Annotated in this window: 20 protein-coding genes; 17 read left to right on the top strand and 3 right to left on the bottom strand. The window is 68.8% G+C overall.

The window, feature by feature from the left end; all coding sequences use genetic code 11:
• The first annotated feature begins 174 nt into the window (after positions 1 to 174).
• Positions 175 to 1,614 carry a TolC family outer membrane protein gene (locus PSEWESI4_RS03965; protein ID WP_187669881.1) on the top strand — a complete coding sequence of 480 codons (1,440 nt, stop codon included), beginning with the start codon at positions 175 to 177 and terminating at the stop codon, positions 1,612 to 1,614.
• 129 nt (positions 1,615 to 1,743) lie between these two features.
• On the opposite strand, the gene waaA is transcribed toward PSEWESI4_RS03965, so the two are convergent.
• Together waaA and PSEWESI4_RS03955 are read right to left on the bottom strand one after the other, a co-directional pair.
• The gene (gene waaA / locus PSEWESI4_RS03960; protein ID WP_187669880.1) at positions 1,744 to 3,012 is read right to left on the bottom strand and encodes a lipid IV(A) 3-deoxy-D-manno-octulosonic acid transferase; all 1,269 of its coding nucleotides are present in this window, start codon (positions 3,010 to 3,012) and stop codon (positions 1,744 to 1,746) included.
• Between the two features lie 56 nt (positions 3,013 to 3,068).
• Positions 3,069 to 3,953 carry a LysR family transcriptional regulator gene (locus PSEWESI4_RS03955; protein ID WP_187669879.1) on the bottom strand — a complete coding sequence of 295 codons (885 nt, stop codon included), beginning with the start codon at positions 3,951 to 3,953 and terminating at the stop codon, positions 3,069 to 3,071.
• Between the two features lie 92 nt (positions 3,954 to 4,045).
• Here PSEWESI4_RS03955 and PSEWESI4_RS03950 point away from each other — a divergent pair, with 92 nt between their 5' ends.
• The 7 genes from PSEWESI4_RS03950 (at position 4,046) to PSEWESI4_RS03920 (ending at position 10,517) form a co-directional block, all read left to right on the top strand.
• The gene (locus tag PSEWESI4_RS03950) at positions 4,046 to 4,378 is read left to right on the top strand and encodes a DMT family transporter (RefSeq protein WP_187669878.1); all 333 of its coding nucleotides are present in this window, start codon (positions 4,046 to 4,048) and stop codon (positions 4,376 to 4,378) included.
• A 219-nt stretch (positions 4,379 to 4,597) separates the two neighbouring features.
• Complete coding sequence (locus PSEWESI4_RS03945) at positions 4,598 to 5,773, top strand: NAD(P)/FAD-dependent oxidoreductase (RefSeq protein WP_187669877.1); 1,176 nt, start codon at positions 4,598 to 4,600, stop codon at positions 5,771 to 5,773.
• Complete coding sequence (locus PSEWESI4_RS03940; protein WP_187669876.1) at positions 5,770 to 6,582, top strand: aldo/keto reductase; 813 nt, start codon at positions 5,770 to 5,772, stop codon at positions 6,580 to 6,582. The genes PSEWESI4_RS03945 and PSEWESI4_RS03940 overlap by 4 nt, the downstream gene beginning before the upstream one ends.
• 31 nt (positions 6,583 to 6,613) lie before the next feature.
• Entirely contained in the window at positions 6,614 to 7,558 is a 945-nt protein-coding gene (locus PSEWESI4_RS03935) for a metal ABC transporter ATPase (protein WP_187669875.1), read from the top strand.
• Positions 7,559 to 7,630: 72 nt separating this feature from the next.
• The gene (gene mdtD / locus PSEWESI4_RS03930; RefSeq protein ID WP_187669874.1) at positions 7,631 to 9,055 is read left to right on the top strand and encodes a multidrug transporter subunit MdtD; all 1,425 of its coding nucleotides are present in this window, start codon (positions 7,631 to 7,633) and stop codon (positions 9,053 to 9,055) included.
• Between the two features lie 108 nt (positions 9,056 to 9,163).
• Positions 9,164 to 9,607 (top strand): YiiD C-terminal domain-containing protein, encoded by a 444-nt coding sequence (locus PSEWESI4_RS03925; RefSeq protein ID WP_187669873.1) that lies wholly within the window; start codon positions 9,164 to 9,166, stop codon positions 9,605 to 9,607.
• A gap of 115 nt (positions 9,608 to 9,722) precedes the next feature.
• Entirely contained in the window at positions 9,723 to 10,517 is a 795-nt protein-coding gene (locus PSEWESI4_RS03920) for a universal stress protein (protein ID WP_187669872.1), read from the top strand.
• A 78-nt stretch (positions 10,518 to 10,595) separates the two neighbouring features.
• On the opposite strand, the gene PSEWESI4_RS03915 is transcribed toward PSEWESI4_RS03920, so the two are convergent.
• Positions 10,596 to 11,363, bottom strand: coding sequence for a ParA family protein (locus tag PSEWESI4_RS03915; protein ID WP_187669871.1), 768 nt, complete (start codon positions 11,361 to 11,363; stop codon positions 10,596 to 10,598).
• A 224-nt stretch (positions 11,364 to 11,587) separates the two neighbouring features.
• Between PSEWESI4_RS03915 and PSEWESI4_RS03910 the strand changes: the two genes are divergently transcribed.
• The 9 genes from PSEWESI4_RS03910 to PSEWESI4_RS03870 all read left to right on the top strand — a co-directional run bounded on the left by PSEWESI4_RS03910 (position 11,588) and on the right by PSEWESI4_RS03870 (position 19,102).
• Positions 11,588 to 12,301 carry a beta-ketoacyl synthase chain length factor gene (locus PSEWESI4_RS03910; protein ID WP_187669870.1) on the top strand — a complete coding sequence of 238 codons (714 nt, stop codon included), beginning with the start codon at positions 11,588 to 11,590 and terminating at the stop codon, positions 12,299 to 12,301.
• The gene (locus PSEWESI4_RS03905) at positions 12,274 to 13,083 is read left to right on the top strand and encodes a lysophospholipid acyltransferase family protein (RefSeq protein ID WP_187669869.1); all 810 of its coding nucleotides are present in this window, start codon (positions 12,274 to 12,276) and stop codon (positions 13,081 to 13,083) included. The genes PSEWESI4_RS03910 and PSEWESI4_RS03905 overlap by 28 nt, the downstream gene beginning before the upstream one ends.
• Positions 13,064 to 13,324 carry a phosphopantetheine-binding protein gene (locus PSEWESI4_RS03900; RefSeq protein WP_187669868.1) on the top strand — a complete coding sequence of 87 codons (261 nt, stop codon included), beginning with the start codon at positions 13,064 to 13,066 and terminating at the stop codon, positions 13,322 to 13,324. Before PSEWESI4_RS03905 ends, PSEWESI4_RS03900 begins: the two co-directional genes overlap by 20 nt.
• Before the next feature lie 11 nt (positions 13,325 to 13,335).
• Complete coding sequence (locus PSEWESI4_RS03895) at positions 13,336 to 13,593, top strand: acyl carrier protein (RefSeq protein ID WP_187669867.1); 258 nt, start codon at positions 13,336 to 13,338, stop codon at positions 13,591 to 13,593.
• A complete protein-coding gene (locus PSEWESI4_RS03890) occupies positions 13,590 to 14,135 on the top strand; it encodes a COG4648 family protein (protein ID WP_187669866.1) in 546 nt (181 codons plus the stop codon). Before PSEWESI4_RS03895 ends, PSEWESI4_RS03890 begins: the two co-directional genes overlap by 4 nt.
• The gene (locus PSEWESI4_RS03885) at positions 14,132 to 15,784 is read left to right on the top strand and encodes an acyl-CoA synthetase family protein (protein ID WP_187669865.1); all 1,653 of its coding nucleotides are present in this window, start codon (positions 14,132 to 14,134) and stop codon (positions 15,782 to 15,784) included. The genes PSEWESI4_RS03890 and PSEWESI4_RS03885 overlap by 4 nt, the downstream gene beginning before the upstream one ends.
• Positions 15,785 to 15,916: 132 nt before the next feature.
• Positions 15,917 to 16,651 carry a glycosyltransferase family 2 protein gene (locus PSEWESI4_RS03880; protein ID WP_187669864.1) on the top strand — a complete coding sequence of 245 codons (735 nt, stop codon included), beginning with the start codon at positions 15,917 to 15,919 and terminating at the stop codon, positions 16,649 to 16,651.
• A complete protein-coding gene (locus tag PSEWESI4_RS03875) occupies positions 16,648 to 17,580 on the top strand; it encodes an LpxL/LpxP family acyltransferase (protein WP_187669863.1) in 933 nt (310 codons plus the stop codon). Before PSEWESI4_RS03880 ends, PSEWESI4_RS03875 begins: the two co-directional genes overlap by 4 nt.
• On the top strand, positions 17,561 to 19,102 hold the full coding sequence (locus PSEWESI4_RS03870) for an HAL/PAL/TAL family ammonia-lyase (protein WP_187669862.1): 1,542 nt from the start codon (positions 17,561 to 17,563) through the stop codon (positions 19,100 to 19,102). Before PSEWESI4_RS03875 ends, PSEWESI4_RS03870 begins: the two co-directional genes overlap by 20 nt.
• Positions 19,103 to 19,159 lie beyond the last annotated feature (57 nt).

Below are 19,159 nucleotides of genomic sequence, written 5' to 3'. Positions count from 1 at the left end.
GGCGAACGGAGAAAACCAACCCGCCAGTCAGATAAAGCCGACCGACGGGTCACGGAAACGAATTGTTCCAGACAGGAAACGCTGCAGGCCGCACGGCGCGCGTGGCGACGCTTGACCCCCTTACCGGCGCCCCTTAGCCTTGCCTATCTCCCTCATCAGCAGGACTGCCCCAACATGCTGCGCAGACTCTCCCTGGCACTCGCCGTGGCCGCCGCATCCAATGGACTGGCCTGGGCAGAAACCGCCCCCCTGAGCACCAAGACCGACCTGGTCAGCGTCTATCAGGAAGCCGTCAACAACAACGCCGATCTTGCCGCCGCCCGCGCCGACTACGCGGCACGCAAGGAAGTGGTCCCGCAGGCCCGCTCCGGCCTGCTGCCGCAGATCAACGCCGGCGCCAACCTGACCGATACGCGCACCGAGGTGGACTCGCCCTCGGTGAGGGCCGACCGCAGCGGCACCGTCTACCAGGCGACCCTGAGCCAGCCGCTGTTCCGCGCCGATCGCTGGTTCCAGTTGCAGGCCGCCAAGGCCACCGACGAACAGGCCGCGCTGCAACTCTCGGCCACCGAGCAGAACCTGATCCTGCAGAGCGCCGAAACCTACTTCGCCGTGCTGCGCGCCCAGGACAACCTGGCCTCGACCAAGGCCGAGGAAGCGGCGTTCAAGCGCCAACTCGACCAGGCCAACGAGCGCTTCGACGTCGGCCTCTCGGACAAGACCGACGTGCTGGAAGCCCAGGCCGGCTACGACACCGCGCGAGCCAACCGGATCATCGCCGAGCGCCAGGTGGACGACGCCTTCCAGGCCCTGACCACCCTGACCAACCGCGAATACAGCTCCGTGGAAGGCATCCGCCACAGCCTGCCGGTGCTGGCGCCGTCGCCGAACGACGCCAAGGCCTGGGTCGACACCGCCGCGCGCCAGAACCTCAACCTGCTGGCCAGCAACTACGCGGTCGACGCCGCCGAGGAAACCGTGCGCCAGCGCAAGTCCGGCCACGCACCGACCCTCGACGCCATCGCCCAGTACCAGAAGGGCGACAACGACGCCCTCGGCTTCACCAACACGGCGGGCAGCGGCGTCACCTACAGCGGCGACGTCGAGCAGCGCAGCATCGGCCTGCAACTGAACATCCCGATCTACAGCGGCGGGCTGACCAGTTCGCAGGTGCGCGAAGCCCACCAGCGTCTCAACCAGACCGAGCAACTGCGCGAGAGCCTGCGCCGGCAGATCGTGCAGAACACCCGCGACCTGCACCGCGCCGTCAACACCGACGTGGAAACCGTGCAGGCACGCAAGCAGTCGATCATCTCCAACCAGAGCGCCCTGGAAGCCACCGAAGTCGGCTACCAGGTCGGTACCCGCAACATCGTCGACGTGCTGGATGCCCAGCGCCAGCTCTACAGCTCGGTGCGCAACTACAACGACGCACGCTACGACTACATCCTCGACAACCTGCGCCTCAAGCAGGCCGCCGGCACCCTCAATCCGGGCGACCTGGAAGCCCTGGCCCAGTACCTCAAGCCGGACTACAACCCGGACAAGGACTTCCTGCCGCCGGACCTCTCCTCGGCCGCCGAGGCGCAGATCCGCAGCGTTCGCCCGGAGTGAACGAAAAAGCCCGACGTCCAGTCGGGCTTTTTCATGGTGCGGCGGGTAGGGTGCGCACGTCGGGCTCATCCATCGGCACAGGCTCGATGGGTATCGTCGCTACGCCCCTCGACCCATCCTACGAAGCTACTACACAAGCAGGCGGTCCAGGCCGCCCAGCAGCCGTTCCAGCGCCCCCTGGTTGGCGCGCAGCACCGACAGGCCGGCGTCGCTCATCGACTGCGCGCTGGCCGGTTCGGCCCACAGGCGCAGCAGAGCCTCGGCCAGTGCCGGGGCCTCCTCGACCTCCAGCAGCGCGCCGGCCTCGCGCAATTGCGCGGCGATCTCCAGGAAGTTGAACAGGTGCGGTCCGCTCAGCACCGGCTTGCCGAGGGCCGCCGGCTCCAGCAGGTTGTGGCCGCCGTTGGCCACCAGGCTGCCGCCGACGAAAGCCAGGTCGGCCAAGGCATAGAGGAACAGCAACTCGCCCATGGTGTCGCCGAGCAGCACCTGGGTCTGCCCGTCCACCGTCTCGCCGGTGGAACGGCGCCGGGTGGCGAAGTTGCGCTGGCGGCACAGCTCATGGACGCCGGCGAAGCGCTCCGGATGGCGTGGCACCAGGATCAGCAACGCGTCGGGATGCCGGTCGAGCAACTGGCGGTGGGCATCGAGGACGATCTCGTCCTCGCCGGCATGGGTGCTGGCGGCGATCCACACCGGCCGGCCATCTATCCCCCACTCCGCGCGCAGGGCGGTGGCGCGCTCGGTCAGGGTCGGATCGATATGCAGGTCGAACTTGATCGAGCCGGTCACCGTCACCCGCTCGGGCCGCGCCCCCAGTTGGCGGAAGCGCTCGGCCTCGACCTCGGTCTGCACCGCCAGCCAGCTCAGCTCGCCGAGCATCGGCCGGGTCAGCCCGGCGAAGCGCGCATAGCCGCGCGCCGAACGCTCGGACAACCGCGCATTGGCCAGGGCCACCGGGATGCCCCGCTTCGCGCACTGGTGGATATGGTTGGGCCACAGTTCGGTTTCCATGATCACCGCCAGCTTCGGCCGGATGCGGTCGAGGAAACGCCCGGCCGCCCAGGGCAGGTCGTAGGGCAGGTAGCAATGCTGCACGCGATCGCCGAACAGCGCCTGGATGCGCTCGGAACCGGTCGGGGTCATGCAGGTGATGGTGATCGGCAGCTCCGGATGGCGTTCGAGCAGCGCGCGCACCATCGGCGCGGCGGCGATGCTCTCGCCCACCGAGACGGCATGCACCCAGATGCCACCGGGCTCGAGCACCGGCAGCCCGCTGGCGAAGCGCTCGCCGATGCGCCTGGCATAAGCCGGCGCCTTGCGCGAGCGGAGGAACAGGCGCAGGCCGACCAGCGGCAGGCCGAGGTGGAACAGCAGGGTATAGAGGTGTCGATTCATGGGCCGGCAGTTTAGGGGGCGCCCCTGGGCGAGTCGAGCCTGCGACGAACGGCGGCTCAGGTCTGTGCCAACAACTCTCGCGCCAGACAATCAGCCAGCCAGTTGGCCGCCGGCCCGAGGTTCTCGTCGCGGCGGCACACCAGTTCCACCACCAGCGGCGGCGGCGTCCAGTCGCTGCGCAACTCCACCAGTTGCCCCTGGTAGGCCGGGTAGCGCGCCACGTGGCGCGGCAGCCAGGCCCAGCCGAGGTCGCGCATCACCAGCTCGGCCATGGCGTAGAAGCTGTCGGCACGCCACACCAGCGGGCTGATCTGCTCGCCGCCGGGATAGCGGTTGCCCTGGGGCGCCATCAGCAACTGGCGGTGCCGGGCCAGCCGCTGCCGTTCGACATAAGCCTGCGTGGCCAGCGGATGACCGGCGCCGCATACCGTGACCATCTCGATGGAGCCCAGCCGCTGGCGCTCCAGCTCGGCGGGCATGTGCTCGTGGTGGAACAGCAGGCCGAGGTCGGCACGCCGTTCCAGCAGCTTGCGCGCCACGTCGCCCTGGGCACCGCTGGCCAGTTGCACTTCGAGCAGCGGAAAGGCCCGTGCCAGCGCCTCCAGGCTGACGAGCACCGGCTGGTAGGGCATCGCCTCGTCCTGGGCCAGGCGCAGGCGCGCTTCCTCGCCACGCGCCAGCCCCAGTGCCCGTCCTTCCAGGCGCTCGCATTGCTGCAGCACGGCCCTCGCCTCCTCCAGCAACGCCGCGCCGGCCTCGGTGAGCTGTGGCTGGCGACCGCTGCTGCGCTCGAACAGCAGCACACCGAGGTCGGCTTCGAGCAGGGCGATGGCCTGGCTCACCGCCGACTGCGCGCGCCGCGACTCACGCGCCACCGCCGAGAACGAGCGGAGCTCGGCGACGCTGACGAACAGGCGCAGTTGTTCGAGGTTCCATTGCATGGCGTTCAACCTATCTTCCAGACAGATAGGTAGTCACTTTACCTCATCGCCAGGATGCCTAGAATCCGCGGCAGAGTTTCTGGAGCCCAGCCATGACCCCATACGCCTACCTCGCCATCGCCGTCGCCGCCGAAGTGGTCGCCACCAGCTCGCTGAAAGCGGTCAAGGGCCTCTCCACACCGCTGCCGCTGCTGCTGGTGATCGTCGGCTACGCGATCGCCTTCTGGATGCTGATCCTGGTCATGCGCAGCCTGCCGGTGGGCATCGTCTACGCCATCTGGTCCGGGCTCGGCATCGTCCTGGTCAGCATCGCCGCGCTGTTCCTCTACGGCCAGCGCCTGGACCTGCCGGCCATGCTGGGCATCGGCCTGATCATCAGCGGAGTGGTGGTGATCAATATGTTCTCCAGCAGCACCGGGCACTAGGTTCATGTAGGGTGCGCGCGCACCGAAAGGATTGAGGCACCGATCTTCCCGGCGCGCACGGCGCACCCTACGGACTGAATTCCCGGCTCGGACGCCCGCCCCCCCGGCGCCCAACCGTCATCCCCGCGAACGCGGGGACCCAGAAAACGCTCCCGCAAGGTACGCGGAACGGTACCAAGATATACTTGCCGGCCTGTATATCCAGCCGGACGGTCCACCATGCCCCAAGCCCTTTCCACTGACGTGCTGATCATCGGCGGCGGCGTCGCCGGCCTGTGGCTGAACGCGCGCCTGCGTCGCCTGGGCTTCGCCACCTTGCTGGTGGAAAGCGCCAGCCTCGGCGGCGGGCAGAGCGTCAAGTCCCAGGGCATCATCCATGGCGGCGCCAAGTACGCCCTGCATGGCGCGCTGACCGGCTCGGCCGAGGCGATCGGCGATATGCCGCGGCGCTGGCGCGAGGCGCTGGCCGGCGGCGGCGACCTGGACCTGTCCGGCGTGCGCCTGCTCTCCGACGCCCATTACCTGTGGTCGCCGGGCACCCTGGCCGGCAACCTGACCAGCTTCTTCGCCAGCAAGGCGATGCGTACCCGCGTCGACCAGGTCAAGGGCGAACGACTGCCGCCGGCGCTGCAGGACCCGGCCTTCAAGGGCAAGGTCTACCGCCTCAACGAACTGGTGCTCGACGTGCCCAGCCTGATCGCCCGCCTCGCCGGGCTGGCCGGCGACAGCCTGCTGGCCGGCTCGCACATCGAAGCGCTGCGTGACGGCGACGAACTGGTCGGCCTGCGCGTCGATGGCCGCGACATCCACGCCCGGCGCATCGTACTCAGCGCCGGCGCCGGCAACGAGGCGCTGCTGGCCGGGCTCGACCTGCGCCAGCCGGCCCAGCAGCGCCGCCCGCTGCACATGGTGCTGGTCAAGGGCGCCGGGCTGAAGCCGCTGTACGCCCATTGCCTGGGCGGCGGACCGAAGCCACGGATCACCGTGACCAGCCACCCGGCCGCCGACGGCCAATGGGTCTGGTACCTGGGCGGTGACATCGCCGAAGCGGACGGGGTGGCCCGCGACGAAGCCGCGCAGATCGCCGCCGCGCGCAAGGAGCTGGCGGCCCTGCTGCCGTGGATCGACCTCTCCGACGCACGCTTCGCCACCCTGCGCGTGGACCGCGCCGAGCCGGCGCAATCCGGCCTGGTCCGCCCGGACAACGCCTTCCTCGCCGAGCAGGGCCGCCTGCTGGTGGGCTGGCCGACCAAGCTGGCCCTGGCCCCGGACTTCGCCGACCGCGTGCTGGCCAGCCTGGAGCGCGCCGGCATCCAGCCCGGCGAACGGCCACCGCTGCCGGAGCTGCCGCGCCCGCCGCTGGCCCGCCCGGTCTGGGAGGAACTGCTGCCATGAACGAGACCCTGCACGACCTGCACCGCCCGCTGGGCGATACCGGCCTGACGATCTCCCCGCTCGGCCTGGGCACCGTCAAGCTCGGCCGCGACCAAGGCGTGAAGTACCCCAACGGCTTCACCATCCCCGACGACCAGGCCGCCCGCGCGCTGCTCGACCTGGCCCGCGAACTCGGCATCAACCTGCTCGACACCGCGCCGGCCTACGGGCGCAGCGAGGAACGCCTCGGCCCGCTGCTGCGCGGCCAGCGCCAGTACTGGGTGATCGTCAGCAAGGTCGGCGAGGAGTTCGAGAACGGCCTTTCGCACTTCGACTTCTCCGCCGCGCATACCCGCCGCTCGGTGGAGCGCAGCCTGCAACGCCTGGAGACCGATCATCTCGACCTGCTGCTGGTACATTCGGACGGCAACGACCTGGCCGTGCTGGAGAACACCGAGGTCTACCCGACCCTCGCCGCGCTGAAGGCCGAGGGCAAGATCCGCGCCTTCGGCTTCTCCGGCAAGACCGTCGACGGCGGCCTGCTGGCCCTGCGCGACGGGGACTGCGCGATGGTCACCTACAACCTCAACGAACAGGCCGAACGCCCGGTGCTGGACTACGCCGCCGCCCACGGCAAGGGCATCCTGATCAAGAAGGCGCTGGCCAGCGGGCACGCCTGCCTGGCGCCCGGCGTCGATCCGGTGCGCGCCAGCTTCGAACTGGTGTTCGGCCACCCCGCTGTCGGCGCCGCGATAGTCGGAACCATCAACCCGTTGCATCTGGCCCATAATGTCGCGACCGCCGCAAACGTGATCAGAACCAGACCCTAAGGGCCGCACGACGGCCAGCCAAGGAGCAGAGATGTCGAGAGTCCTGGCCCGCAAGGCCCCCAGCACCTTCCATACACTGCCGCTGTTCGTCGAGGCCAACGCCGAAAGCCTGAGCTACCAGAGCCTCGGCCGGCCGTTGAATTTCACCCAGATGCTCGAACGTCGCCGCCCTATCGAGGTGGCCGATGCCGAGCATTTCGCCGCCGAACTGGCCAATCTCGGCGTTTCGGTGCGCGTGACCCTGGGCTGGCAAGGCCGCGACTACTGGGTACTGGTCCGCCAGCGCCGCGAAGATCGCGGCGACGTGGTGCTCAAGCTGATCTCCGGCTACGTGCCGGCCCACGAGCTGAACCTGCCGCTGCTCACCGCGATCCACGAGGTCGCCGAGGAATGCCTGCTGGAAACCCCGGAGGGCTGGCTCAGCGGCCGCTTCGGCGACACCTGGCTGCCGGCGCCCTACCAGAGCGTACAGCGCTACCGGGAAAGCGTGCACTTCCGCCTCAGCCCCCTGTCCGGCTCGGCGCGCCAGGTGCGCTGCGGCAACCTGGCGCTGCTCGAGCGGCCGCGCGCCTACGTGCACCTGCCGACCGCCTCGCTGCAACTGGTCTACGACCTGCGCCTGGAACTGCCCAAGGAAGTCCGCCACCTCAGCCTGCTGCACGTCGACGAGCGCCTGGAGGAGGACCAACTGGTCGCCCGCCTCGACCGCCGCCACCCCGACCTCTACCTGATCCCACTGGAACAGGGCCGCCCCACCGCCGAACTGTTCACCCTGAAGAACGGCAAGCTGAAGACCGCCTCGACCCGCGGCCTGTGGCTGGCGGAAAGCTTCGCCCCGCAGGACGGCTGGCTGGTACGCGACGAACGCATTCGCTGGAAGGACTGGGTGGCCCAGCAGAACCTGCCGCCGACCGGCCGCAAGGGTCCGGTCAAGCGCCTGGCGGAGCGGGCGCGGAAGCTGTTTCGCATGGCCTGACACCTGCCGATCCCGGCGCCGGGCTGAGCAGCCCGGCCCCAACGCCCCCAGGAAGCCGTACCAAGGATAGTCATGCCCAGCCCGCTCCTGCTCGACGCCCGCACCGCCCGCCTGCTGCCCTGGATCGTGGCGATCGCCTTCTTCATGCAGACCCTCGACGGCACGATCCTCAACACCGCGCTGCCGGCGATGGCCCGCGACCTCGCCGAAGACCCGCTGCGCATGCAGTCGGTGGTGATCTCCTACATGCTCACCGTGGCTCTGCTGATCCCCTCCTCGGGCTGGATCGCCGACCGCTTCGGCACACGGCGGATCTTCTTCAGCGCAATCCTGCTGTTCAGCATCGGCTCGCTGCTCTGCGCGCTGTCCTCGAGCCTCACCCAACTGGTGGCCGCCCGCGTGGTGCAGGGGCTCGGCGGCGCGCTGATGATGCCGGTCGGCCGCCTGACCGTGCTGCGCGCCTACCCGCGCAGCGAGCTGGTGCGGATCATGAGCTTCATCACCATCCCCGGCCTGCTCGGCCCGCTGATCGGCCCGACCCTCGGCGGCTGGCTGGTGGAATACGCAAGCTGGCACTGGATCTTCCTGATCAACCTGCCGGTCGGCCTGCTCGGCTGCATCGCCGCACTGACCCTGATGCCCGACCTGCGCGGCCCGGAGCGCAGCCGTTTCGACAGCCTCGGTTTCCTGCTGTTCGGCGCGGCCATGGTGCTGATCACCATCGCCCTGGAAGGACTCGGCGAACTGCACCTGCCGCACCTGCGCGTAATGATCCTGCTGTTCGCCGGCATGGCCTGCCTCGCCGCCTACTGGCTGCGCGCGGTGCGCATCGAGACACCGCTGTTCGCCCCCGGCCTGTTCCGCACCCGCACCTTCGCGGTCGGCATCATCGGCAACCTGTTCGCCCGCCTCGGCAGCGGCGCCCTGCCGTTCCTGGTGCCGCTGCTGCTGCAGGTGGCGCTGGGCTACTCGCCGGCCCAGGCGGGGATGAGCATGATCCCCCTGGCGTTGGCGGCGATGCTCGCCAAGTCCCTGGCGCGGCGGATGATCGAACGGTTCGGCTACCGCACGGTGCTGACCGGCAACACCCTGGCGCTCGGCATCGGGCTGGCCAGCCTGTCCCTGGCCGGGCCGCACTATCCCTACTGGCTGCTGCTGATCCAGTTGGCCATCCTCGGCGGTATCAACTCGCTGCAATTCACCGCGATGAACACCGTCACCCTGATCGACCTCGACGACCGCTCGGCCAGCAGCGGCAACAGCCTGCTGTCGGTGGTCGCCCAGCTCTCGCTGAGCCTCGGCGTGGCCTGCGCGGCGGCGCTGCTCGGCGGTTTCAGCGCGCCCATCGACGCCGGGACCGGCAGCGTGCTCGGCGCCTTCCAGGCCACCTTCCTGTGCGTTGGCGTGCTGACCATGCTGGCGGCGGCGATTTTCCTCCAGCTCACCGGCGAGGACGGCCGCCGCGCCCGCAAGCTGGAAGCGGAGATGGACGAATGAGGGGCGCCTGAGCGCTTCGGTCAATCACCGCAGGCGCTCCGGCCATTGCCTTGCCAACCCGGACGTTTAGGCTGGACGACGACAATGACAACGAAAGGGAACCCCGCCATGGCCCTGCCCGCCGAACTTGCCCGTCTCCTCACCGAAGAGAAGATCGCCTTCGTCAAGCGCATGAACCTCAAGGCCGAAGTGCTCGAGCCCGGCTACGTGTGCCTGCGCGCCCCGCTGGCCGGCAACGAGAACCACATCGGCACCATGTACGCCGGCGCCCTGTTCACCCTCGCCGAAGTGCCCGGCGGCGCGCTGTTCGCCACCAGTTTCGACCACGAGCGCTTCTACCCCATCGTCAAGGAACTCAACCTGCGCTTCCGCCGCCCGGCGACCGGCGACATCCACGTCGAGGCGCGGCTGTCCGCCGAGGAGATCGAGCGCATCCAGCGCGAGGCCGAGTTGCACGGCAAGGTCGACTACACGCTCGAACTGCAATTGCGCGACGCCAGCGACGAAGTGGTGGCCGAAAGCCAGGCGCTCTACCAGTTGCGCCGCCACTGAGCGGCACGCCAGGGGAACGGATCGGCAGTACCTCCCGTCGCACCGTTGATCCAGCGCAACACCGGAACCGCCAAGGCGCGCCAGACTGCTTGCATCCCGCCGGAGGAGACGCGCCATGTTCCAGCACATTCTGATCGCCCACGACCTCAGCCGAGAAGCCGAAGTGGCGCTGCAGCGCGCCGCCCAACTGGCCAGACAGCATGGCGCCCGCCTGACCCTGCTGCACGTTCTCGACCACCCCGACCTACTCGACGCCACCGAACAGCACCTGGCGCGCCGGCTGGCCACCTTCGCCGGAATCGACAGCCGCTTGCTGCTGGCCAAAGGCACCCCGCACGAAGTGATCTCCCTGCATCTCAAGGAACAGCAGGCCGACCTGCTGGTGCTCGGCGCCCACCACAAGGGCCGCCCCGAGCTGTTCGCCGGCACCACCCTGGAACGCGTCGCCCGGCAGAGCCAGGTGCCGGTGCTGCTGGCCGTCCACGAACCGGTGGCGCCCTATACCCAGGCGCTGGTCGCCGTGGACTTCTCGCTCAGCGCCTGCAACGCCATGCAGATCAGCCGGCGCCTGCTCCCGGAAGAAGCCGACATGTTCGCGCTGCACATCTGCGAGGTGGCGCCGATCCACGCCGAAGCCGCCCAGCAGGACCTGGCCTGCCAGCGTTCGCTGTTCGAAAAGTTGATAGCCGACGAAAGCGCCAGGCTGCCCGCCGGCGCGAAACTGCGCCATGGCCTGCGCATGGGCGAACGGATGAGCTGCCTCCAGGCCGCCATCGACGAGCTGCGTCCGCAACTGGTCGCCCTCGGCCAGCACAACCGCAGCGTGCTCAGCGAGGCGCTGCTCGGCGGCCTGGCCCAGAGCCTGATGCGCCAACCGCCCTGCGACGTGCTGATCAGTCGCGGCGCGTAAAAGGCCACTCCGTAGCCCGGATGCAATCCGGGAAAGCGAAGCGACGGCCGCCCCGGAGCACATCCGGGGGACGGCCGGTCAGGCGTCGAGCAACCGGTGCAGCTCGACGAACTGCTGGCTGAGCTTGTGGCGCGGGTCCAGGTGGATCAGCGGCATGCAGGCCTGGTGCGACTCGCGCATCTTCACCGAACTCATCAGGTACACCGGCAATACCGGCAATTCCTCGGCGATCAGTTCGTCGAGAAGCTGCTGCGGAAGGCTGGCGCGCGGCTGGAACTGGTTGACCACGATGCCCTCGATCTCCAGATCCTTGTTGTGGTCGTCCTTCAGCTCCTCGATCTCGCGCATCAGCCCGTACAGCGCCTGGCGGGAGAAACTGTCGCAGTCGAAGGGAATCAGGCAGCGATCAGCGGCGATCAGTGCCGAAATTGCATAGAAGTTAAGGGCCGGAGGAGTATCCAGGTAGATCCGGTCATAGTCCTCGTCCAGTTCTTCCAGCAATTTGCGCAGCTTGTTGATCTTGTGCTTCTGCTCGAGCTTGGGCTGCAACTCGGCCAGCTCGGCGGTGGCAGTGATCACGTGCAGGTTCTCGAAGGGCGTCTCGTAGATGTCCACCTTGCCCTTCTTGGAGAACGGCCCGGAAGACAGGGTCTGCTTGAAGAAATCGGCGATCCCCATGGGAATCTCGTCGCCGCTCAGCCCGGTCAGGTAATGAGTGGAGTTGGCCTGGGAGTCGAGGTCCACCAGCAAGGTGCGGTAGCCCTCCGTCGCACTGACCGCCGCCAGGTTGCAGGCAATGCTGGACTTGCCCACCCCACCCTTCTGGTTGAATACCACGCGCCGCATCACACACCTCCCCCGCCTTCTTGGATAGCACTGGAGTCTATGCAAAGCCCGTGACAAGGGCGAGAGGGTAGATGGCGATTCGCCCGACAATGTAACCGGATTTGCCTGACCCCGGCTCGCTCTGGATAATGCCGGCAGTCTGCCACGGCTCCCTCGACAGGCCAGACGGGTAGGAAAGCCTGCGGAAGGGATGCCCGAGAAGGGCCGCAAAGAGCTCTCAAGTTATGAATTTCAGGATCGAACAATGGCGTGCCTGGGCCCCCGCCCTGGATAGCGCGGCCGACTGGTACGCCTGGAGCCAGGCTCCCGAGGCCGTGGCTGACGACGGCCGGCAACCGGACGTCGGCTTCCTCCCGGCCATGCAACGCCGTCGCCTCAGCCGCCTGGCGCGGATGATGTTCCATGTCGCCTGGCCATTGGCCGAAGGCCAGGACCCGCTGCCGCTGGTGTTCGTTTCGCGCCACGGCGAGACACCGCGCACCCTGGCGGTGCTCGAAGAGCTCGGCCGCGGCGAACCGCTGTCACCGACCCAGTTCAGCCTCTCGGTGCACAACGCGATCATCGGCCTGTGGTCGATCCTGCGCAGCGACACCAGCGAGATGAGCGCCCTGGCCGCCGAAGGCGACGGCCTCGAACAGGCCATGCTGGAAGCCGCCACCCTGATCGGCGATGGAGCCCCGGCGGTGCTGCTGGTGGTCGCCGAGGAAAACCCGCCGGCGCTCTACCAGCCCTATATAGACGATGTGCCGTTCTCCTATGCCGTGGCCCTGCTGCTCCGTCCCGGCACCGACTGGCGCCTCGAACTGGCCCGGGCCGAAGGCCCGCGCAGCCGCTGGCCGCACGCCCTGGAACTGGTGCGTGCGCTGTGCCTGGAGCAGCACTCCCTTCAACATCACTGGAAACACCGCCAATGGAACTGGTCACGCAACAGGGCATGAGCCGCTACAGCGCGCCCTGGTGGTGGCGTCTGGTAGCCACCGCGCTGAGCTTCACGATCTTCGGCATCGGCGGCGTGCTGCTGCGGGTGCTGGTGTTCCCGCTGCTGGCCCTGCTGCCGGGCGACGCCCTGGCCCACCGTACCCGGGCCCGTACGGTGGTCAGCCTGAGCTTCCGCTGGTTCGTCGAATTCATGTTCCGCAGCGGCGTGCTCACCTACGAGGTGGAAGGCGCCGAACGCCTCGGCCGGCCCGGACAGGTGGTGATCGCCAACCATCCCTCGCTGATCGACGTGGTGGTGCTGGTCGCCTTCATCCGCGACGCCAACTGCGTGGTCAAGCAGAGCCTGTGGGACAACCCCTGCATGCGCGGGCCGATCCGCGCCGCCGGCTACATCAGCAACAGCGGCAGCATGGACATGCTCGACGAGGCCGCCGCCGCGCTGCAGTCCGGCGAGACCCTGATCATCTTTCCCGAAGGCACGCGCACCACGCCGGGCCAGCCGCCGCAGTTCCATCGCGGCGCCGCCGCCATCGCCCTGCGCGGCGCGCGGGTGGTCACCCCGGTGGTGATCAGCGTCACCCCCACCACCCTGACCAAGGCCGAACCCTGGTACAGCATTCCGTCGCGGCGTTTCCACTTCCGCCTGCGTGTCGGTCAAGATATCGACCCTCTCCATTTCAGTGCCCTTGGCCCGGCCCCAGTGGCCTCGCGCAAGCTGAACGAGCATTTGCACCAGCACTTCATGAAGGAGCTCGCCGAAGATGAGCGATCTGCAGCTTGAGATCAAAAACCTGATCATCGAGTCCCTCGGCCTCGAAGACCTCACCGCCGACGACCTGGCAGCCGACCTGACCCTGTTCGGCGACGGACTCGGCCTCGACTCGGTGGACGCCCTGGAACTCGGCCTGGCCATCCAGAAGCGCTTCGGCATCAAGATCGACGCCGAAGCCAAGGACACCCGCAAGCACTTCGCCAACGTGGCCAGCCTGGCGGCCTTCGTCAGCGCCCAGAAAGCCGCGTGAAGGACAGCACCATGCAGAACCGTGATGAGATTTTCGCCACCCTGCGCGACACGCTGGTCGAGCTGTTCGAGCTGGACCCGGCGCAGATCACCCTGGAAGCCAACCTCTACCAGGACCTGGAGATCGACAGCATCGACGCCGTCGACCTGATCGACCACATCAAGCGCCAGACCGGCAAGAAGATCGCCGCCGAGGACTTCAAGTCGGTGCGCACCGTCGGCGACGTGGTCGAAGCCGTCCACCGCCTGGTGTCCGCGGAAGCCCTATGAGCCGCCTGCTCGGCCTGGTGCTGCTCCTGGCCGGCCTGGCCTATCCGTTCGCCGTCTACTACGGCCTCGATCACCTGTCGCCACGCTTCTTCGCCCTGCTGCTCGGCGGTCTCTGGCTGGCGCGCCTGCTGAGCCGCGACGCGCGCCCCGGCAGCCGCTGGATGGCGCTGGCGGCGCTGGGTTTCTGCGCGTTGCTCGGCGTGCTCGACCAACCTGCGCTGCTGCACTGGTATCCGGTGCTGATCAGCGCCTTGCTGCTCGTCCTGTTCGGCCTCAGCCTGCGCATCGGCATGCCGCTGGTCGAACGCCTGGCGCGCCTGCGCGAACCCGAGTTGCCGGCCGTGGCGGTGCGCTACACGCGCCAGGTCACCGGCGTCTGGGCGCTGTTCTTCCTGGCCAACGGGCTGGTCGCCGCGGCGCTGACCCTGTGGGCGCCGACCAGTTGGTGGCTGCTCTACAACGGCCTGATCTCCTACCTGCTGATGGGCCTGCTGTTCGCCGGCGAGTGGCTGGTACGCCAGCGTGTGCGGAGGTTCGCGTGAGCTGGATCGACCTCGACCGGCTGCTGTTCGCCCAGCCGCGGCGCCCGGTCTGCGTTGGCCTCGATCACCCCGCGTTGTGCGACCGCGCGCTGCGCTTCGCCACCAGCCTTCAGGCGCGCGGCGTACAGCGCCTGGCCCTGCACCTCGACGACGCCGGCGAGCTGGCAATCGCCCTGCTCGGTGCCTGGCGCGCCGGCGTCGAAGTGCTGCTGCCGGCCGATGCCCAGGAGCAGACGCGCAAGCGCCTGGGCAAAGAGACCGACCTGTGGCTGGATGCGCTCCCGGTCGACGCCAGCGCAGCGCTGCCCGCCACCGAACTCGACCTCGACGCCTGCCGCCTGGTGCTCTGCACCTCCGGCTCCAGCGGCGCCCCCAAGCCGATCGGCAAGACCCTGCGCCAACTGGCCAACGAAGTGGATGCCCTGGAACGCCTGTGGGGTGCCGACCTCGGCGACGCCACCATCGTCGGCAGCGTCGCCACCCAGCACATCTATGGCCTGCTGTTCCGCGTGCTCTGGCCGCTGTGCGCCGGCCGGCCATTCGTACGCCACGCCCAACCGTTTCCCGAGGACATGCAGCGCGTCAGCCTGGAACAGCCAGGGTTTGCCTGGGTGGCCAGCCCGGCGCTGCTGAAACGCATGGGCGACAACCTCGACTGGCCGGCGCTGCGCGCGGTGCGCCGGGTGTTCTCCTCCGGCGGCGCGCTGCCGACCGAAGCCGGCACCGCCCTGCACGCACGCCTCGGCCAGGCGGCGACGGAAATCTACGGCAGTTCGGAAACCGGCGGCATCGCCTGGCGCCAGGGCGGCGAGTCGTGGACGCCGTTCGCCGGGGTCGAGCTGGATATGAATGACGAGGGAGCGCTACGGGTCGCCTCGCCCTACCTGCCAGCCGGGCAGGTCGAGCAGACCGCCGACGCGGTCGAGTTCGGCGCCGATGGCCGTTTCGTCCTGCGCGGCCGCCTCGACCGTATCGTCAAGCTGGAAGAAAAGCGCATTTCTCTGCCGGCCCTGGAACAGGCACTGCAGAGCCATGCCTGGGTCGCCGATGCCCGCCTGGGCGTGATCCAGGAAGGCCGCGCCTTTCTCGGCGCGCTGGTCGCGCCGAGCCCGGCCGGCATCCATGCGCTGCGCAACCAGGGCCGCCGCGCGTTCACCGACAGCCTGCGCCGGCACCTTGCCGGCCATTGCGAGGCCATCGCCCTGCCGCGCCGCTGGCGTCTGCTCGCGCAATTGCCCTACAGCAGCCAGGGCAAGCTGGCCCAGGCGCAGGTCGAGGCGCTGCTCGCCGCATCGCGGCCGACCCAGGTCGAGCCACTGAGCGCCGTCGAGCAGGATGGCGAATGGCGACTGGAGCTGGAGGTGCCGCTGGACCTGGCGCACTTCGCCGGGCATTTCCCGCGAACGCCAGTGCTGCCCGGCGTGGTGCAGATCGACTGGGCGCAGCGCTTGGCCCGCCAACTGATCGCCGACCTGCCGCCGCGCTTCGCTGGCATGGAAGTGCTGAAGTTCCAGCAACTGGTACGCCCCGGCGACCGCCTGCAACTGTCGCTGCGCTTCGACGCGGCGCGCGGCAAGCTGTACTTCGCCTTCCGCAATGGCGAGGCGGCCTGCTCGTCGGGGCGGATTCTGCTCGGGGCCGCCCGCTGATGGGTATCGAGGTGCTCGCCCCATCCTGCACGGGCCTTGGCGTTGCCGACGGTCCGGGTGGGTTGGCGCTGGGCGCAGCGATATCCGGTGGATCGCCCCAACCCTCTCCCGAGGGGAGAATGGGGGACGGCCATGCATAAGCCCTGCGCGGTCATCCCGGTGTACAACCATGAGCACGCCTTGCCGCGTGTGGTCGCCGCACTGCGTGAGTCCGGGCTGCCGTGCGTGCTGGTCGACGACGCGTCCAATCCGGCCTGTGCGGCGGTCATGGATCGCCTGGCCGAGCAGGCGGGCACCTTCCTCGTCCGCCTGGCGGTCAACCAGGGCAAGGGCGGCGCGGTGATGGCCGGCCTGCGCGAAGCCCAGCGCCTGGGTTTCAGCCACGCCCTCCAGGTCGACGCCGACGGCCAGCACGACCTCACCGACGTCGCCCGCTTCCTCGAAGCCTCCCAGGCCGAGCCGCAGACGCTGGTCTGCGGCTACCCGCAGTACGACTCCAGCGTGCCGAAAAGCCGCCTCTACGCGCGCTACCTGACCCACGTCTGGGTCTGGATCAACAGCCTGTCGCTGTCCATCCGCGACGGCATGTGCGGCTTCCGCGTCTACCCGCTGGCCTCCAGCGTGGCCCTGCTCGACTCGGCGCGGCTCGGCCGGCGCATGGACTTCGACCCGGAAATCCTCGTCCGCCTGGCCTGGCGCAACCAGCCGATGCGCTGGCTGCCGACCCGCGTGCACTACCCGCTCGACGGCCTCTCGCATTTCCGCCTGTGGCACGACAACGCACTGATCTCGAAGATGCACGCCAAGCTGTTCTTCGCCATGCTCATACGCCTGCCGCTGATCCTCTGGCGCAGGTGGCAATCATGAGCGCGCAGCACTGGGCCACCCAGCGCGAGCGTGGCAGCTATCTGCTGATGAAGCTCACCTCCAGCCTCGCCCGCCATCTCGGCCGCCGTGCCCTGGCGCCGCTGCTGTACCTGGTCGTCGGCTACTTCTTCCTGTTCGGCGCCAGGGCGCGGCGCAGCATCCGCGTCTACCAGCAACACCTGGCCGCCTGGAGCGGCCGCGACGGACTGCGCCCGCGCCGTGGCTCGGTGTTCGCCCAGTTCATGGCCTTCGCCGACGCCCTGCTCGACAAGCTGGACATCTGGAGTGGCCGCCTCGATGTGGCACACATCGAACTGATCGACCCCCACGACCTGCGCGGCCAGTTGCACGGCGAACGCGGCCAACTGCTGGTCGGCGCGCACCTGGGCAACCTCGAGGTCTGCCGCGCGCTGGCCGAGCTCGGCGAGAAAGTACAGATGAACGTGCTGGTGCACACCAGGCACGCCGAGCAGTTCAACCGCCTGCTCGGCGAGGCCGGCGCCAGTCACCTGCGGCTGATCCAGGTCAGCGAGCTGGACCCGGCGATCATGCTGCAACTGTCCGAGCGCCTGGAGCGCGGCGAATGGCTGGCGATCGCCGGCGACCGCGTGCCGTTGCATGGCGGACGCAACGTCATCGTCGACTTCCTCGGCCACCCGGCGGCGTTCCCGCAGGGGCCCTGGCTGCTGGCGGGACTCCTGCGCTGCCCGCTCAACCTGATGACCTGCGTGAAGCAGGATGGCCGCTACCGCGTGTACCTGGAGCCGTTCGCCGAACACGTGCAGTGGAAGCGCGGCGAGCGCGACGCAGTGATTCGCGCCTGGGTGCAACGCTATGCCGAACGCCTCGGCCAACTGTGCCTGCTGGCGCCACAGCAATGGTTCAACTTCTACCCGTTCTGGAATGAACATGACGACACCGCAACCTGAACCCGTGATCTTTGGCGAACGGCCACTGACGATTGAGTCCGTCGTCGCCCTGAGCCAGCGCCGTGCACGCGCCTGCCTGCAGAACGACGACGCCTACCGCGCGCGCATCGCCCGCGGCGCGCAGTTCCTCGACAGCCTGCTCGACCGCGAGGGCAGCATCTACGGGGTGACCACCGGCTACGGCGACTCCTGCGTGGTCAGCGTGCCGCCGCACCAGGTCGAGGCGCTGCCGCGCCATCTGTACACCTTCCACGGCTGCGGCCTGGGCAGGCTGCTCGACGAAGCGAGCACCCGCGCGGTGCTGGCGGCCCGATTGCAGTCGCTGTGCCAGGGCGTCTCCGGGGTGCGCATGGAGCTGCTGGAACGCTTGCAGGCATTCCTCGACCACGACGTGCTGCCACTGATTCCGGAAGAAGGCTCGGTCGGCGCCAGCGGCGACCTGACGCCGCTCTCCTACGTCGCCGCCACCCTCAGTGGCGAGCGTGAAGTGCTGTACCGGGGACAACGCCGCAGCGCCGCCGAGGTTCACGCCGAACTCGGCTGGACGCCGCTGACCCTGCGGCCCAAGGAAGCCCTGGCGCTGATGAACGGCACCGCGGTAATGACCGCGCTGGCCTGCCAGGCCTACGGCCGCGCCGACTACCTGCTGCGACTGGCCACGCGGATCACCGCGCTCAACGTGGTGGCGCTGGCAGGCAACCCGGAACACTTCGACGAACGCCTGTTCGCCGCCAAACCGCACCCGGGGCAGATGCAGGTCGCCGCCTGGCTGCGCCAGGACCTCGCCATCGACGGCCCGACGCCGCCACTGCACCGCCTGCAGGACCGCTACTCCCTGCGCTGCGCCCCCCACGTGCTCGGCGTGCTGGCGGACAGCCTGGGCCTGCTGCGCCAGTTCATCGAGACCGAGCTGAACAGCGCCAACGACAACCCACTGATCGACCCGGACGCCGGCCGCGTGCTGCATGGCGGGCACTTCTACGGCGGGCATGTCGCCTTCGCCATGGACAGCCTGAAGAACCTGATCGGCAACCTCGCCGATCTGCTCGACCGTCAGTTCGCCCTGCTGGTCGACGTGCGCTACAACCACGGCCTGCCGAGCAACCTGTCCGGTGCGCCGGCCGAAACGGCGATGATCAACCATGGCTTCAAGGCGGTACAGATCGGCGCCAGCGCCTGGACCGCGGAAGCGCTGAAGAACACCCTGCCGGCCAGCGTATTCTCGCGCTCCACCGAGTGCCACAACCAGGACAAGGTCAGCATGGGTACCATCGCCGCGCGCGACGCCCTGCGCAGCCTGGAACTGGCCGAACAGGTCGCCGCCGCCACCCTGCTCGCCGCCAACCAGGGCGTCTGGCTGCGCCAGCGCGAGGAAGCGCGCAGCCTGCCGGAGCCGTTGGCGGCGATGCACGAGCAACTGGCCGCCGACTTCCCGCCGGTGATCGAAGACCGCGCGCTGGAGGGCGAGCTGCGCCTGTGCCTGGAACGCATCCGCGCGCAGCACTGGAGGCTCTATGGTTGAGCTGAACCGTAGCGGCGTTGCGGCCCCTGGGGGGAACTTCGCTCCGACCCGCACAGG

Origin of the sequence: Zestomonas carbonaria (assembly GCF_904061905.1) — a bacterium.
Classification (GTDB): Bacteria; Pseudomonadota; Gammaproteobacteria; order Pseudomonadales; family Pseudomonadaceae; genus Aquipseudomonas; species Aquipseudomonas carbonaria.
Note: the sequence above shows the minus strand (reverse complement) of the source record. Positions and strands in the feature narration are given on the sequence as shown.